Source organism: Cupriavidus taiwanensis (genome assembly GCF_900249755.1).
In the GTDB taxonomy this organism is placed as follows: domain Bacteria; phylum Pseudomonadota; class Gammaproteobacteria; order Burkholderiales; family Burkholderiaceae; genus Cupriavidus; species Cupriavidus taiwanensis_D.
Window position 1 is genome coordinate 1,311,743 of sequence record NZ_LT976853.1, and the last position, 12,865, is coordinate 1,324,607.

Annotated in this window: 14 protein-coding genes; 6 read left to right on the plus strand and 8 right to left on the minus strand. The window is 67.8% G+C overall.

The features are described from left to right. Positions 1-111: 111 nt before the first annotated feature. From CBM2594_RS06005 to CBM2594_RS06040, 8 genes are all read right to left on the minus strand, one after another. Positions 112-597, minus strand: coding sequence for a diacylglycerol kinase (locus CBM2594_RS06005; RefSeq protein ID WP_116356034.1), 486 nt, complete (start codon positions 595-597; stop codon positions 112-114). Next, positions 524-1,687 carry a glycosyltransferase family 4 protein gene (locus tag CBM2594_RS06010; RefSeq protein ID WP_116356035.1) on the minus strand — a complete coding sequence of 388 codons (1,164 nt, stop codon included), beginning with the start codon at positions 1,685-1,687 and terminating at the stop codon, positions 524-526. The genes CBM2594_RS06005 and CBM2594_RS06010 overlap by 74 nt, the downstream gene beginning before the upstream one ends. Before the next feature lie 82 nt (positions 1,688-1,769). Beyond that, positions 1,770-2,747: a UDP-2,3-diacylglucosamine diphosphatase gene (locus CBM2594_RS06015; RefSeq protein WP_116356036.1), complete on the minus strand. Its 978-nt coding sequence runs from the start codon at positions 2,745-2,747 to the stop codon at positions 1,770-1,772. Positions 2,748-2,865: 118 nt separating this feature from the next. Then, positions 2,866-3,846, minus strand: coding sequence for an esterase/lipase family protein (locus CBM2594_RS06020; RefSeq protein ID WP_116356037.1), 981 nt, complete (start codon positions 3,844-3,846; stop codon positions 2,866-2,868). Next, positions 3,843-4,382 carry an RDD family protein gene (locus CBM2594_RS06025; RefSeq protein WP_116357710.1) on the minus strand — a complete coding sequence of 180 codons (540 nt, stop codon included), beginning with the start codon at positions 4,380-4,382 and terminating at the stop codon, positions 3,843-3,845. Before CBM2594_RS06025 ends, CBM2594_RS06020 begins: the two co-directional genes overlap by 4 nt. Before the next feature lie 133 nt (positions 4,383-4,515). After that, a complete protein-coding gene (locus tag CBM2594_RS06030; RefSeq protein ID WP_116356038.1) occupies positions 4,516-5,340 on the minus strand; it encodes a DUF3106 domain-containing protein in 825 nt (274 codons plus the stop codon). A 1-nt stretch (position 5,341) separates the two neighbouring features. Then, on the minus strand, positions 5,342-5,773 hold the full coding sequence (locus CBM2594_RS06035; protein WP_116356039.1) for a DUF3619 family protein: 432 nt from the start codon (positions 5,771-5,773) through the stop codon (positions 5,342-5,344). Next, the gene (locus CBM2594_RS06040) at positions 5,770-6,339 is read right to left on the minus strand and encodes an RNA polymerase sigma factor (protein ID WP_116356040.1); all 570 of its coding nucleotides are present in this window, start codon (positions 6,337-6,339) and stop codon (positions 5,770-5,772) included. The genes CBM2594_RS06035 and CBM2594_RS06040 overlap by 4 nt, the downstream gene beginning before the upstream one ends. A 378-nt stretch (positions 6,340-6,717) precedes the next feature. Between CBM2594_RS06040 and CBM2594_RS06045 the strand changes: the two genes are divergently transcribed. From CBM2594_RS06045 to lysM, 6 genes are all read left to right on the plus strand, one after another. Next, a complete protein-coding gene (locus CBM2594_RS06045; RefSeq protein ID WP_116356041.1) occupies positions 6,718-8,481 on the plus strand; it encodes an acetolactate synthase 3 catalytic subunit in 1,764 nt (587 codons plus the stop codon). Beyond that, positions 8,482-8,973 (plus strand): acetolactate synthase small subunit, encoded by a 492-nt coding sequence (gene ilvN, locus CBM2594_RS06050; protein ID WP_010809144.1) that lies wholly within the window; start codon positions 8,482-8,484, stop codon positions 8,971-8,973. Between the two features lie 133 nt (positions 8,974-9,106). Next, positions 9,107-10,123 carry a ketol-acid reductoisomerase gene (gene ilvC / locus CBM2594_RS06055; RefSeq protein ID WP_116357711.1) on the plus strand — a complete coding sequence of 339 codons (1,017 nt, stop codon included), beginning with the start codon at positions 9,107-9,109 and terminating at the stop codon, positions 10,121-10,123. Between the two features lie 228 nt (positions 10,124-10,351). After that, complete coding sequence (locus CBM2594_RS06060) at positions 10,352-11,002, plus strand: phosphatidylserine decarboxylase (RefSeq protein WP_116356042.1); 651 nt, start codon at positions 10,352-10,354, stop codon at positions 11,000-11,002. Between the two features lie 25 nt (positions 11,003-11,027). Next, positions 11,028-11,909 (plus strand): CDP-diacylglycerol--serine O-phosphatidyltransferase, encoded by an 882-nt coding sequence (gene pssA / locus CBM2594_RS06065; protein ID WP_116356043.1) that lies wholly within the window; start codon positions 11,028-11,030, stop codon positions 11,907-11,909. A 120-nt stretch (positions 11,910-12,029) separates the two neighbouring features. Then, positions 12,030-12,533 carry a peptidoglycan-binding protein LysM gene (gene lysM / locus CBM2594_RS06070; protein ID WP_062797740.1) on the plus strand — a complete coding sequence of 168 codons (504 nt, stop codon included), beginning with the start codon at positions 12,030-12,032 and terminating at the stop codon, positions 12,531-12,533. Positions 12,534-12,865: the final 332 nt, after the last annotated feature.

Here is a 12,865-nt window from a genome sequence, read left to right on the forward strand (position 1 = left end):
CCGGGCGATCGGTGCGATCGGTAAGTCGGGGGGCAGGGTAGCGATTATAAGCAATCGGCCTGCCTGGCCCCATCCCGCCCGGACGGGGGCAGGTCTCGCGCCCGGCGCGGGTCAGCCGGCCAGCGCCCGCGCCCACCGCACCACGTGCGGCCCGGCAATGGTGGCCCAGGTGCCGCCGCACAGCACCAGCGCCAGCATCACCGCCGCGCTGCCGAAGTCCTTGGCGCGCTTGGACAGGCTGTGCCGTTCCAGCGAGATGCGGTCGACCGCGGCCTCGACGCTGGAGTTGAGCAGTTCCACGATCAGCACCACCAGCAGCGTGCCCAGCAGCAGGATGCGCTCCACCGCCGTCACCGGCAGCAGGAAGGCGCACGGCGTCAGGATCACCACCAGGGTCAGCTCCTGGCGGAACGCGCTTTCCTCGAGCACCGCATAGCGCAGCCCCGACAGCGAATTGATCGCCGCATGCCAGGCGCGCGCCAGGCCCCGGTTGCCCTTGTGCGGATTCTGGTCGACGGAGTAGTCAGCGCTCTGCATTGCCGGCGGCGGCCTCTGCATTGGCGGGTCGGACGGCAGTTCCGGATGCGGTTTCGGCATGGGTTTGCGGGGCGTGAGGCTGGGGTGTTGCCTGGTGTGTTGCCTGGTGTGTTCCAGATGGGGCCGCCGCGCCGCCCCGGCCTGGCCTGGCAGCGGCGAACGGCCGCAGGTGGGCCAGGAACTGCTCGGACGCGGCGCGCCACGAGAACCGCTCGGCATGGGCACGGGCGGTGGCGCGGTCGATGCGCAGCGCTTCCAGGCAGGCTTCGCGCAGGTCTTCGTGCATCACGCCGGCGGGGCTGTCGCCCAGCACGTCGATCGGTCCGGTGACCGGGTACGCGGCGACCGGCAGCCCGCTGGCGAGCGCTTCGAGCAGCACCAGTCCGAAGGTGTCGGTGCGGCTCGGGAACACGAACACGTCAGCGGAAGCATACACCCGCGCCAGCTCGGGCTGGCTCAGCACGCCCAGGTAGTTGGCGCCCGGATAGCGCGCGCGCAGCGCCGGCAGCGCCGGGCCGTCGCCGACCACCCATTTGGAGCCGGGCAGGTCCAGCGCCAGGAAGGCCTCGACGTTCTTCTCCACCGCGACGCGGCCCACGTACAGGAAGATCGGGTGGGCGGTGTTGAGCACATTGGCGCGCTGCGGCGTGAACACGTCCAGGTCTACGCCGCGTGTCCACAGCACGGCGTTGCCGATGCCGTAGCGGCGCAGGTCGTCCAGCACCACCGGTGTCGGCGCCATCACGGCCTGGGCGGGGCCATGGAACCACTTCAGGAAGCGATACGTCCACGCCAGCGGAATGCCGAAGCGGGCCTGCACGTATTCCGGGAAGCGCGTGTGGTAGGCGGTGGTGAAAGGCAGCTTGCGGCGCAGCGCATGGCCGCGCGCGGCCAGCCCCAGCGGGCCTTCGGTGGCGATGTGCAGCGCGTCCGGGCCGAACGCCGCGATGCGCTGCCGCACGCGTGCGCCCGGCAGCAGCGACAGCCGGATCTCGGGATAGGTCGGGCACGGCACCGTGCGGAATTCCAGCGGCGTGATCATGTCGACCGTGTGGCCCATTGCCTCCAGTTCACGGCGCGTTGACTTGAGCGTGCGCACCACGCCATTGACCTGCGGTTCCCAGGCATCGGTGACGATCAGGATCTTCATGCGGCCTCCTTGGGCGCGGTGGAAGGGCAATGCGGATGGCGCCAGGCGCGCGGCGACAAGCCAAGGGCGCAAACGTCCCGGCTCAGCCGGCCACGGCAGCGCGGCGCCGGCGGCGCATGGCGGGCGCGGGGGCGTCGAGCAGCTCGGTCCAGTAGACGATCTTCAGTTCGCCTTCCAGGGTTTCGACCAGCGCCGACAGGCTTTCGACCCAGTCGCCGTCGTTGCAGTAGAGCTGGCCGTTGACCTCGCGGATCTCGGCCTTGTGGATGTGGCCGCAGACCACGCCGTCGCAGCCGCGGCGGCGCGCCTCGTCGACCATCGCACTCTCGAACGCGCCGATGTAGTTGACCGCGTTCTTGACCTGGTGCTTCAGGTACTGAGACAGCGACCAGTACGGAAAGCCCAGGCGTGCACGCAGGCTGTTGAAGTGCCGGTTCAGCGCCAGGATCATCGTGTACAGCGAATCGCCGACATAGGCCAGCCAGCGCGCGTGCTGCACCACGCCGTCGAACAGGTCGCCATGCACCACCCACAGGCGGCGCCCGGTGGCGGTGACGTGGATCGCCTCTTCGCGCACGGTGATGTCGCCGAAGGCCATGCCGTCGAACTGGCGCGCGGCTTCGTCGTGGTTGCCGGGCACGTAGATCACCTCGGTGCCCTTGCGCGCCTTGCGCAGCAGCTTCTGCACCACGTCGTTGTGGCTTTGCGGCCAGTACCAGCCGCGGCGCAGCTGCCAGCCGTCGATGATGTCGCCGACCAGGTAGAGCTGGTCGGACTCGTTGTGCTTGAGGAAGTCCAGCAGGTAGTCGGCCTGGCAGCCGGGCGTTCCCAGGTGGATGTCGGACAGCCAGATGGCGCGGTAGCGCTGGATCGGGTGCGGCTCGGGCGGGTAGGTCTGCTGCGCTTCGTGCGGCGGCGCCAGCGTGGCGCCATCGAGCGCCGGGGCCATGAAGGCGGTCACCGGCGCGGCGGGGCCGCTGTCAGCGCTGCGGCGCAGCCACGGCGCCAGTTGCGAGGCCTTAGACAGATACCCGCGGGCAGATCGGATTGCTTGCACCATGCCAGTCCCGGTTGCGGCGATGGCTGCATTCAGCCAGCCCGCGGTGACGGCACGGTGACGAAAACATGACTGACATATGAATCGTTGCTGCCGCGGCACAGCGCGGGCAGGGCCGGGCTCAGCGGCCGCGCGCGGACAGCTCGGCCAGCGCGTCGAGCACGGCGCGCACCGCGGCCGGATGGCGCAGCAGCGACACATGGCCGATGCCGGACAGCGCGATATGGCCGGCGCCGTCGAGCCACCCGGTGCAGGGCGGCCCGGCGATCGAATCGTGCCAGCTGAAGATCGAGATCATGCGGGCGCGCAGCCGCGGGGTCTCTGCAGCCGCCAGCGCGCGCAGCCAGGGGCTGCCGCAACGCATCTGGCGCGCATTGTGGCCGCCGCCAAAGCGCGCCAGCGCGCTGCCGTGGTGCGGGCTGCCCAGCGTCACGATGCCGGCGCAGGCGTCTTCGTCGCCGGCCAGCCGCAGCGCGGCGCGCGCGGCCAGTCCGCCCATGCTGTGGCAGAGCAGCAGCGGCGCGCGCCCGCTTTCGGCGCGGATGCGCCGCATCGCCGCCAGCAGCGCGTGCGCGTAGTCGTCGATATCGCCGAACACGGGTTCCAGGTCGATGCCCTGGCAGCGGTAGCCGGCGGCGGCCAGCGCCGGCTGCATGTCGAGCCACACGGCCTGGCCGCAGGCATAGCCATGGACCAGCAGCACCGGCGGGGCATCGCGTCCGGGCCGGGCGTTGTCGGCCGGCGCGAACGGGGCCCGGGCGCGGAACGGCTGCAGCCAGTCGAACATGCGCAGCACCGCCAGGCATTCGGCGGCGTAGCAGCGCAAGGCCTCGGCCAGCCGCAGCGGCCGGCGGGTGGCGGCAAGTTCGGCGGGCGGCGCGGGCGGATGATTGCCGCGTCCGACCCACAGGCCGCGCCCGCTCAGCGCGAAGGCAAGGGCAATGCCGCTGGCGAAGCCGCCCAGGATCAGCCCCGCGCCCGCGGCGAGCGCCCCGGGCCACGGCCAGGCGGCGGTGCGCACCAGCGCCGCGGCAATGCCGAGCGCCGCGGCTGCCTGCACGGTCACCGCGACGCGGCGGATGCCGGCGGCGCCCAGGCTCATGGCTTGGTGCGCAGGTCGGTCAGGCGCGTGCCGGCCAGCCGGTCATGCAGGAACTGGCGGCGCGGATCGAGCCAGGCCAGCAGGATCCAGACCAGCAGGCCGGCGCACAGCACGCCGACGAACGGGCCCTTGACCAGCCCGAGCAGATGGCCGACGGCGGCCGACGGCGGCAGCCACAGCCACGCCAGCACGTAGCGCAGCGCCGCCTGCGGCCAGCGCGGCGGCACGCCCGCGGCGTTCTCGACGCGCATGCGCCAGGTCTGCATTGCCAGGGTCTGGCCGTTGCGCTGCCAGAACCAGGTGAAATACAGCCCCATCACCAGGAAGCTCCACAGCTGGATCACCAGCGGCCCGTCCACGCCCAGCTTCTGCAGCAGCGGCCGCAGCAGCAGGTAGGCGGCAGTGGAGGCGCTCAGCACGCCGAACAGCAGCACGCCTTCATAAAGCATGCAGGCGATGCGGCGGCGCAGCGGCGGGGCGGCCGGCGCGGCGGCGGGGGTGGCAGGGGGTGCGGGTTCGAGCGTGGCAGCGGGCATGGATGGCGGTCTGAACAGGGCGCCGGCGCGCGGCATGCGGATGCCGGTGCGGGCCTGGCGGAGCAGGCCCGCGTGCGCTGGCCGGCGTCAAACGGCCATTATGCCAAACGGCCTGCGAATGAATGGCTGCGAATTACTGACGCACGGTGGCGTCGGACGCCGCGGCCGCCGCTTCGGTGGGAGCGTGGGCGGCCGCGGAAGCCGGCGCGGCAGCGGCGGGGAGCGCTGCGCTCGCGGGCGTTGGCGGGGTCGCGGCAGGGGTGGCGACGGCAGGGGCGGAGCCGGCGGCCGCTGCCGCGGTGGCCGGCTGCGCCGCGACCTCGCTGGCAGGCGTGCCGGTGGGGTGGCCACCGTGGCCCGTGCCCGTCTTGTGCTCGTGGCGCAGCTGGCGGCCGGTGTCGCTGGGCAGGCGCTTGCCGCTGGGCAGCGCGCTGACCGCGCCGGGGCGGCGCGGCACGTGGTCGGCGGCGGCCAGCTTCTTCTTCTGTTCTTCGGAAAGCTGCTGGTACTTGTCCCAGGCCTCGGCCTTCTTCTGGGTCGGCAGCGAGCGCGTGATCTGGTAGTTCTCGCGCGCCAGCCGGCGTTGCTGCGGGGTCATCCTGACCCACTCCGCCATGCGCGCCTGCAGCCGTGCCTGCTCGGCCGGCGAGTATTTCGGATAGCGCGCGGCGATGCGCAGCCACTTGTGTCGGTTCAGCTCCGGCATGCTGTCCCACAGCGGCTGCAGCGGCGCCAGGATGCGCTGGTTGACGGGGCTCAGGTCGGCCCAGGCGGGCCTGGCGCTGACCGGCTGGGCCGGCTGGGCGGGAGGGCTGGTGGCGGCTCCGTCCACCGTGGATGCACCCTGTGCCTGGGCCGCGGCGGGAAGCAGCGCCCAGCATGCGGCTGCGCCGGCGCCGGCCAGCAAGGCGGCCAGCCGGCGGCGCAGGGCGTCGGGGCGGGGGAGCGGGCGCATCATGCTACTGCCCGTGTTTCAGGAACACGTGGAAGCCCTCGTCGGCATAGGCCGTGGGCGGCAGGTCGTCGAGCAGCATGGCGGCGTCGATATCGGCCAGCTCCTCGATGCGCTTCTGTTCCTGCCAGTGGTAGATGCCCACCAGGCCGGCGCCCAGCGCCACCAGCGTCCACACCAGGCCGAGCCGGCGCAGCCAGGCGCCGGCTCGGTGCAGCGGCGAGGCGTCGTCGTCGAACAGCGGCGCGTGCGCGCCCGGCATGGCCAGCTGCGGCACCAGCACGGGCGCCTCGGCCTTCTTGCGGGCGACCGCGATCCGGCGCGCGGCGGCGAGCCGTTCGGAAATGTCGGCCGGCAAGGCGTCGGCGCCGGCGTCGAGTGCCGCGCGAATCTCATGGGCAAAGCGGCGTTCGCGGATGTCTTTGTCGTTTCTGCTCATAGTCGGACCCCCCGTGCGCGCAGGGCCTGCGCAAGTGTGTGCGTGGCACGGGAACAGTGCGTCTTGACGCTGCCTTCGGAGCAGCCCATCACGGCCGCGGTTTCGGCGACGTCCATATCTTCCCAGTAACGCATCAGGAACGCCTGGCGTTGACGCGTGGGCAGGCGCTGGATCTCCTGCTCGATGATGTGCATGACCTGGGCGCGCTCGACCTTGTCGGCGCTGCTTTCGGCCGATGCGGAGCCGGCCTGTGCCTCGAGCGTCTCCAGCAGGTCGTTGTCGTCGCCGCCGTCGCGGTCGTCGCGCAGGCTGGAAAACAGCGAGACCCAGGTATTGCGCACCTTCTGGCGCCGGAACCAGTCATGGATGGTGTTCTGCAGGATGCGCTGGAACAGCGGCGCGAGTTCCGCGGCACCCTTGTCGCCATATTTCTCGGCCAGCTTGATCATGGCGTCCTGCACGATGTCGAGCGCGGCTTCGTCGTCGCGGACGGCGAACACGGCCTGCTTGAAGGCGCGCCGCTCGACGCTGGCAAGAAAGGCGGACAGTTCCTGGTCGGTGGCCATTCAGGCGGTTGGGGCTTGTTGCGCCGGGACCCGGGGCCCGGTTCTGGTGAATGTGCTTCCGGGGGCGCGCGGCGCCCCAATGTGCTGCGATGCTAGCAAAAATTCGCCGCGCTGTACCGTTTTGTATGGCGTGGCATACATGACGGCATGCAAACGAAATGACAAATCGGGGGAACTTCCGGGTACCGGCGCTACAAAGAACCGTAGACCGCGCTGGTGCATTGCAGTATCATCGTCGGTTCACACGACATCAGTGGTTGTCTCATCCGGCCGCTTATGAGGCGGTCTTCCATGCAGACGCGCACCGCTTGAACCCGAGCCACAAGCCCGGCAGAGAGCATCCAAACAATTTTTTGCCGAAAATTGCAAAGGACTGAAATGAACATGCCCAGCGCGGAATTCTCCCACGCCGACAGCAATTCATCTGCCGCACCCGAAATGATCGGGGCGGAAATTCTCGTTCACGCACTTGCCGAAGAAGGCGTCGAGTACGTCTGGGGCTACCCCGGCGGCGCAGTGCTGTACATCTACGACGAGCTCCACAAGCAAACCAAGTTCGAGCACATCCTGGTGCGCCACGAGCAGGCCGCGGTCCATGCCGCGGATGGCTACGCACGCGCAACCGGCAAGGTGGGCGTGGCGCTGGTGACCTCCGGTCCCGGCGTGACCAATGCCGTCACCGGTATCGCCACCGCGTACCTCGACTCGATCCCGATGGTGGTGATCACCGGCAACGTGCCGACCCACGCCATCGGCCAGGACGCCTTCCAGGAGTGCGACACCGTCGGCATCACCCGCCCGATCGTCAAGCACAACTTCCTGGTCAAGGACGTGCGCGACCTTGCCGCGACCATCAAGAAGGCATTCTTCATTGCCTCAACCGGCCGTCCCGGCCCGGTGGTGGTGGACATCCCCAAGGATGTCTCGCGCAATGCCTGCAAGTACGAGTACCCCAGGTCGATCGACATGCGCTCGTACAACCCGGTCAACAAGGGCCACTCGGGCCAGATCCGCAAGGCGGTGGCGCTGCTGCAGAATGCCGAGCGTCCGTACATCTACACCGGCGGCGGCGTGGTGCTGGCCAATGCCAGCGACGAGCTGCGCCAGCTGGCGGCGCTGACCGGCCACCCGGTGACCAACACGCTGATGGGCCTGGGCGCGTTCCCCGGCACCAGCAAGCAGTTCGTCGGCATGCTCGGCATGCACGGCACGTATGAAGCCAACATGGCGATGCAGAACTGCGACGTGCTGATCGCCATCGGTGCCCGCTTCGACGACCGCGTGATCGGCAACCCGTCGCACTTCACCTCGCAGGCGCGCAAGATCATCCATATCGACATCGACCCGTCGTCGATTTCCAAGCGCGTCAAGGTCGACATCCCCATCGTCGGCAACGTCAAGGACGTGCTGCAGGAACTGATCGCCCAGATCAAGGCCAGCGACATCAAGCCCAAGCGCGAGGCGCTGGCGAAGTGGTGGGAGCAGATCGAGCAATGGCGCTCGGTGGACTGCCTGAAGTACGACCGCAGCTCCGAGATCATCAAGCCGCAGTACGTGGTCGAAAAAATCTGGGAACTGACCAAGGGCGATGCCTTTATCTGCTCCGACGTCGGCCAGCACCAGATGTGGGCCGCGCAGTTCTACAAGTTCGACGAGCCGCGCCGCTGGATCAACTCCGGCGGCCTGGGCACGATGGGCGTGGGCCTGCCGTACGCGATGGGCATCAAGAAGGCATTCCCGGAAAAGGAAGTCGTCACCATCACCGGCGAGGGCTCGATCCAGATGTGCATCCAGGAACTGTCGACCTGCCTGCAGTACGACACCCCGGTGAAGATCTGCTCGCTCAACAATGGCTACCTGGGCATGGTGCGCCAGTGGCAGGAGATCGAGTACGACAACCGCTACTCGCATTCCTACATGGACGCGCTGCCTGATTTCGTCAAGCTGGCCGAGGCCTATGGCCACGTCGGCATGCGCGTCGAGAAGACCGCCGACGTCGAGCCGGCGCTGCGCGAGGCGTTCCGCCTGAAGGACCGTACCGTGTTCCTGGACTTCCAGACCGATCCCACCGAAAACGTCTGGCCGATGGTCCAGGCCGGCAAGGGCATTTCCGAAATGCTGCTCGGCGCGGAGGACCTGTAAATGCGACACATCATTTCGGTCCTGCTGGAAAACGAACCGGGCGCGCTGTCGCGCGTGGTGGGCCTGTTCTCGGCCCGCGGCTACAACATCGAGACGCTGACCGTGGCACCCACCGAGGATGCCTCGCTGTCGCGCATGACCATCGTCACCTCCGGCTCGGACGACGTGATCGAACAGATCACCAAGCACCTGAACCGGCTGGTGGAGGTGGTCAAGGTGGTCGACCTGACCGAAGGCGCGCACATCGAACGCGAGCTGATGCTCGTCAAGGTGCGCGCGGTGGGCAAGGAGCGCGAGGAAATGAAGCGCACCGCCGACATCTTCCGCGGCCGCATCATCGATGTCACCGAGAAGACCTACACCATCGAGCTGACCGGCAACGGCGTCAAGCTCGATGCGTTCCTGGACGCGATCGACCGCACCGCCATCCTGGAGACCGTCCGTACCGGCGGCTCGGGCATCGGCCGCGGCGAGCGCATCCTGAAGGTCTGACCGGCCCGGGCTCAACCGACGGCGCACCCGACGGCTTCACGCAGTATCCCCGGGGCGGCGCGATCCGGGCGCACACGATGCGCGCGAGGATGCCGCTCCTCTCATACAAAAGACAGAGATTGAAGGAATGATCATGAAAGTGTTTTACGACAAGGACGCCGACCTCTCCCTGATCAAGGGCAAGAACGTCACCATCATCGGCTATGGCTCGCAGGGCCATGCCCACGCGCTGAACCTGAAGGATTCGGGCGTCAACGTGACGGTCGGCCTGCGCAAGAGCGGCGCGTCGTGGAACAAGGCCGTCAACGCCGGCCTGCAGGTCAAGGAAGTGGCCGACGCCGTCAAGAACGCCGACGTGGTCATGATCCTGCTGCCGGACGAGCAGATCGCCGACGTGTACAAGAACGAAGTGCACGCCAACATCAAGGAAGGCGCCGCGCTGGCCTTCGCCCACGGCTTCAACGTGCACTACGGTGCAGTGATCCCGCGCGCCGACCTGGACGTGATCATGATCGCGCCGAAGGCCCCGGGCCACACCGTGCGCGCCACCTACACGCAAGGCGGCGGCGTGCCGCACCTGATCGCCGTGCACCAGAACAAGTCCGGCGCCGCCCGTGACATCGCGCTGTCGTACGCCACCGCCAACGGCGGCGGCCGTGCCGGCATCATCGAGACCAACTTCCGCGAAGAAACCGAAACCGACCTGTTCGGCGAGCAGGCCGTGCTGTGCGGCGGTACTGTCGAGCTGATCAAGGCCGGCTTCGAGACGCTGGTGGAAGCCGGCTACGCGCCGGAAATGGCCTACTTCGAGTGCCTGCACGAACTGAAGCTGATCGTCGACCTGATCTACGAAGGCGGCATCGCCAACATGAATTACTCGATCTCCAATAACGCCGAATATGGTGAATACGTCACCGGCCCGCGCGTGGTGACCGAGGAAACCAAGAAGGCGATGAAGCAGTGCCTGAAGGACATCCAGACCGGCGAATACGCCAAGAGCTTCCTGCTCGAGAACAAGGCCGGCGCCCCGACCCTGATCTCGCGCCGCCGCCTGAACGCCGAGCACGAGATCGAAGTGGTCGGCGAGAAGCTGCGCGCCATGATGCCGTGGATCGCCAAGAACAAGATGGTCGACCAGTCGAAGAACTAAGCTTTAGCGCTGCCTGATGGCCCGCGCCGCACGGCGGCGGGCCGAAGCCGTTCAGCGTTCCGTGCCTTGCCCTTCTATCATCGGAAGGGGATTGCCGGGACCTGAACGGCTTTTTGTTATCCTTGTCGAACTTTTTGGGCAAGGCGTGCCGCAGACTGCTCTCGCGGCACATGCGTGCCGCGGCGATGCCGCCTTGCCTTGGCCCGTATCCACCGAAACACGTACTGCATGAACTATCCTCATCCGCTGATCGCCCGTGAAGGCTGGCCGTTCCTGGCCGGCGCCTTTGTCATCTCGCTGCTGGTGCACGCCAGCGCGGGCTTCTGGTGGGCGTTGCCGCTGTGGATCATCACGGTGTTCGTGCTGCAGTTCTTCCGCGATCCGCCGCGTCCGATCCCGTCGCAGCCCAATGCCGTGCTCGCGCCGGCCGACGGCCGCATCGTCGTGGTCGAGAAGACCATGGACCCGTACGCCAACCGCGAGGCGCTGAAGATCAGCGTCTTTATGAACGTCTTCAACGTGCACTCGAACCGGGTCTCGGTCGACGGCGCGGTGGAGAAGGTCGAATACTTCCCCGGCAAGTTCGTCAATGCCGACCTCGACAAGGCGTCGACCGAGAACGAACGCAACGCCGTGCTGATCCGCCGCGCGGCCGACGGCCAGCTGGTGACGCTGGTGCAGGTGGCCGGCCTGGTGGCGCGCCGCATCCTGTGCTACACCAAGGTCGGCGACAATCTCTCGCGCGGCCAGCGCTACGGCTTTATCCGCTTCGGCTCGCGCGTCGACGTGTACCTGCCGCTCGATGCGCGCCCGCGCGTGACCATCGGCGAGAAGGTGTCGGCCTCGTCGACCATCCTCGCCGAACTCGACGTGCAGTGAGCCGCGGCCCGACCGGAGGACTGTGATGGTTGCCTTCCATCGACGTAACAAGCGCAGCAACAGCGGCAACGTGACCCACCTGCGGCCGTTCCGCCACAACCAGCTGCGCGGCGCCGACGACGACTTCGACGACGAAGCCGCCGACGACCACGACATCGTCTACCAGCGCCCGCGCCGGCGCGGCATCTACCTGCTGCCCAACGCCTTCACCACCGCGGCGCTGTTCGCCGGTTTCTTCGCCATCGTGCAGGCGATGAACATGCGCTTCGACGCCGCCGCCATCGCCATCTTCGCGGCCATGGTGCTCGATGGCATGGACGGGCGCGTGGCGCGCATCACCAATACGCAGAGCGCGTTCGGCGAGCAGTATGACTCGCTGTCGGACATGACCTCGTTCGGCGTCGCGCCGGCGCTGGTGATGTACGAATGGATCCTGCATGACCTGGGCAAGTGGGGCTGGATTGCAGCCTTTGTCTACTGCACGTGCGCGGCGCTGCGGCTGGCGCGCTTCAACGCCAATATCGGCGTGGTCGACAAGCGCTTCTTCCAGGGGCTGCCCAGCCCGGCGGCCGCCGCGCTGGTGGCCGGCTTCGTCTGGCTGGTGATCGACAACAAGCTGCCGGTCAAGGAGCTGTGGATGCCGTGGGTGGCGTTCGGCATCACGCTGTACGCCGGGCTGTCGATGGTGTCCAACGCGCCGTTCTACAGCGGCAAGGCGCTCGACGTGCGTTACCGCGTGCCGTTCGGCATGATGGTGGTGGTCCTGGTGCTGTTCGTGGTGGTCTCGACCGATCCGCCGGTGGCGCTGTTCGGGCTGTTCGTGGCCTACGCGATTTCCGGCTATGTGCTGTGGGCCTGGCGGGCCCTGCACGGCAAGCCGGCGATCGAGAAGAAGCCGCGCGAGTAAAACGCAGAAGGGCGCCCAGGCGCCCTTCATGCATTGCGGAATTCACCATTGTTTTCATGCTGCGGCCGTCCGGTCGTGGCACTCTGCAGTGTTTTTTCCACTCACCGTCAGGAGGATGTCATGGGCATGTTCGACTTCATCAAGGAAGCGGGAGAAAAGCTGTTCGGCACCGGCGAGGCCAAGGCCGCGCAGGCCGCGGCCGCGGCGGATGCATCGGCGGAGAAGGTCGATGCCGCCAATCGCGCCGCCGGCGACGCGATCGAGGCGTATATCAGGAAGATGGGGCTGGACGCGACCGGGCTGATGGTGCAGGTCGACGGCTCGCAGGGCCTGGTCACCGTGTTCGGCGTGGCGCCCGACCAGGCCACGCGCGAGAAGATCATCCTGTGCGCCGGCAATGTCGAGGGCGTCGACAAGGTCGAGGACAAGATGTCGGTCAACGTCGAGTCGGCCGAGTCGCAATGGCATACCGTGGTCAAGGGCGACACGCTGTGGGCGATCGCGCAGGCGGCCTACGGCAACGGCGCGGAATACAACAAGATCTTCGAGGCCAACAAGCCGATGCTGAGCCACCCGGACAAGATCTACCCGGGCCAGAAGCTGCGCATCCCGCCCAAGGGCTGAGGCAATTCCATTCCGCGGCCGGCGGCGCGTGCGGCAAAACCCTGTGTTGCACGCGCGCGCCAAGTCCGCTATAGTCGCAGCCATGATTTCGCGCCAAGTCCTAATCGCCCGCACCACCCTAGGTGGCCTACTAGGCCATCAGGTCGGGACGCGCGCGCGCTAAGGACGGACTTACCCCTTAGCGCGAAATCCGCAAGGAATTTTCCAACGCCCCGGCCTGCTCCATGCACGCCGGGGCGTTTTGCATTCCACAGCCGTGGAGCGCGGAACAGGCGGTAAAGCCCCGGACGCAGCATGCCGGGGACAGCACACGACAAGCAATCAGGAGCTCC

What these genes read in the sequence shown, in the direction of transcription:
- CBM2594_RS06005 (WP_116356034.1), bottom strand. Translation starts at nt 597, where the DNA reads ATGCCGAAACCGCATCCGGAACTGCCGTCCGACCCGCCAATGCAGAGG.
- CBM2594_RS06010 (WP_116356035.1), bottom strand. Translation starts at nt 1,687, where the DNA reads ATGAAGATCCTGATCGTCACCGATGCCTGGGAACCGCAGGTCAATGGC.
- CBM2594_RS06015 (WP_116356036.1), bottom strand. Translation starts at nt 2,747, where the DNA reads ATGGTGCAAGCAATCCGATCTGCCCGCGGGTATCTGTCTAAGGCCTCG.
- CBM2594_RS06020 (WP_116356037.1), bottom strand. Translation starts at nt 3,846, where the DNA reads ATGAGCCTGGGCGCCGCCGGCATCCGCCGCGTCGCGGTGACCGTGCAG.
- CBM2594_RS06025 (WP_116357710.1), bottom strand. Translation starts at nt 4,382, where the DNA reads ATGCCCGCTGCCACGCTCGAACCCGCACCCCCTGCCACCCCCGCCGCC.
- CBM2594_RS06030 (WP_116356038.1), bottom strand. Translation starts at nt 5,340, where the DNA reads ATGATGCGCCCGCTCCCCCGCCCCGACGCCCTGCGCCGCCGGCTGGCC.
- CBM2594_RS06035 (WP_116356039.1), bottom strand. Translation starts at nt 5,773, where the DNA reads ATGAGCAGAAACGACAAAGACATCCGCGAACGCCGCTTTGCCCATGAG.
- CBM2594_RS06040 (WP_116356040.1), bottom strand. Translation starts at nt 6,339, where the DNA reads ATGGCCACCGACCAGGAACTGTCCGCCTTTCTTGCCAGCGTCGAGCGG.
- CBM2594_RS06045 (WP_116356041.1), top strand. Translation starts at nt 6,718, where the DNA reads ATGAACATGCCCAGCGCGGAATTCTCCCACGCCGACAGCAATTCATCT.
- ilvN (WP_010809144.1), top strand. Translation starts at nt 8,482, where the DNA reads ATGCGACACATCATTTCGGTCCTGCTGGAAAACGAACCGGGCGCGCTG.
- ilvC (WP_116357711.1), top strand. Translation starts at nt 9,107, where the DNA reads ATGAAAGTGTTTTACGACAAGGACGCCGACCTCTCCCTGATCAAGGGC.
- CBM2594_RS06060 (WP_116356042.1), top strand. Translation starts at nt 10,352, where the DNA reads ATGAACTATCCTCATCCGCTGATCGCCCGTGAAGGCTGGCCGTTCCTG.
- pssA (WP_116356043.1), top strand. Translation starts at nt 11,028, where the DNA reads ATGGTTGCCTTCCATCGACGTAACAAGCGCAGCAACAGCGGCAACGTG.
- lysM (WP_062797740.1), top strand. Translation starts at nt 12,030, where the DNA reads ATGGGCATGTTCGACTTCATCAAGGAAGCGGGAGAAAAGCTGTTCGGC.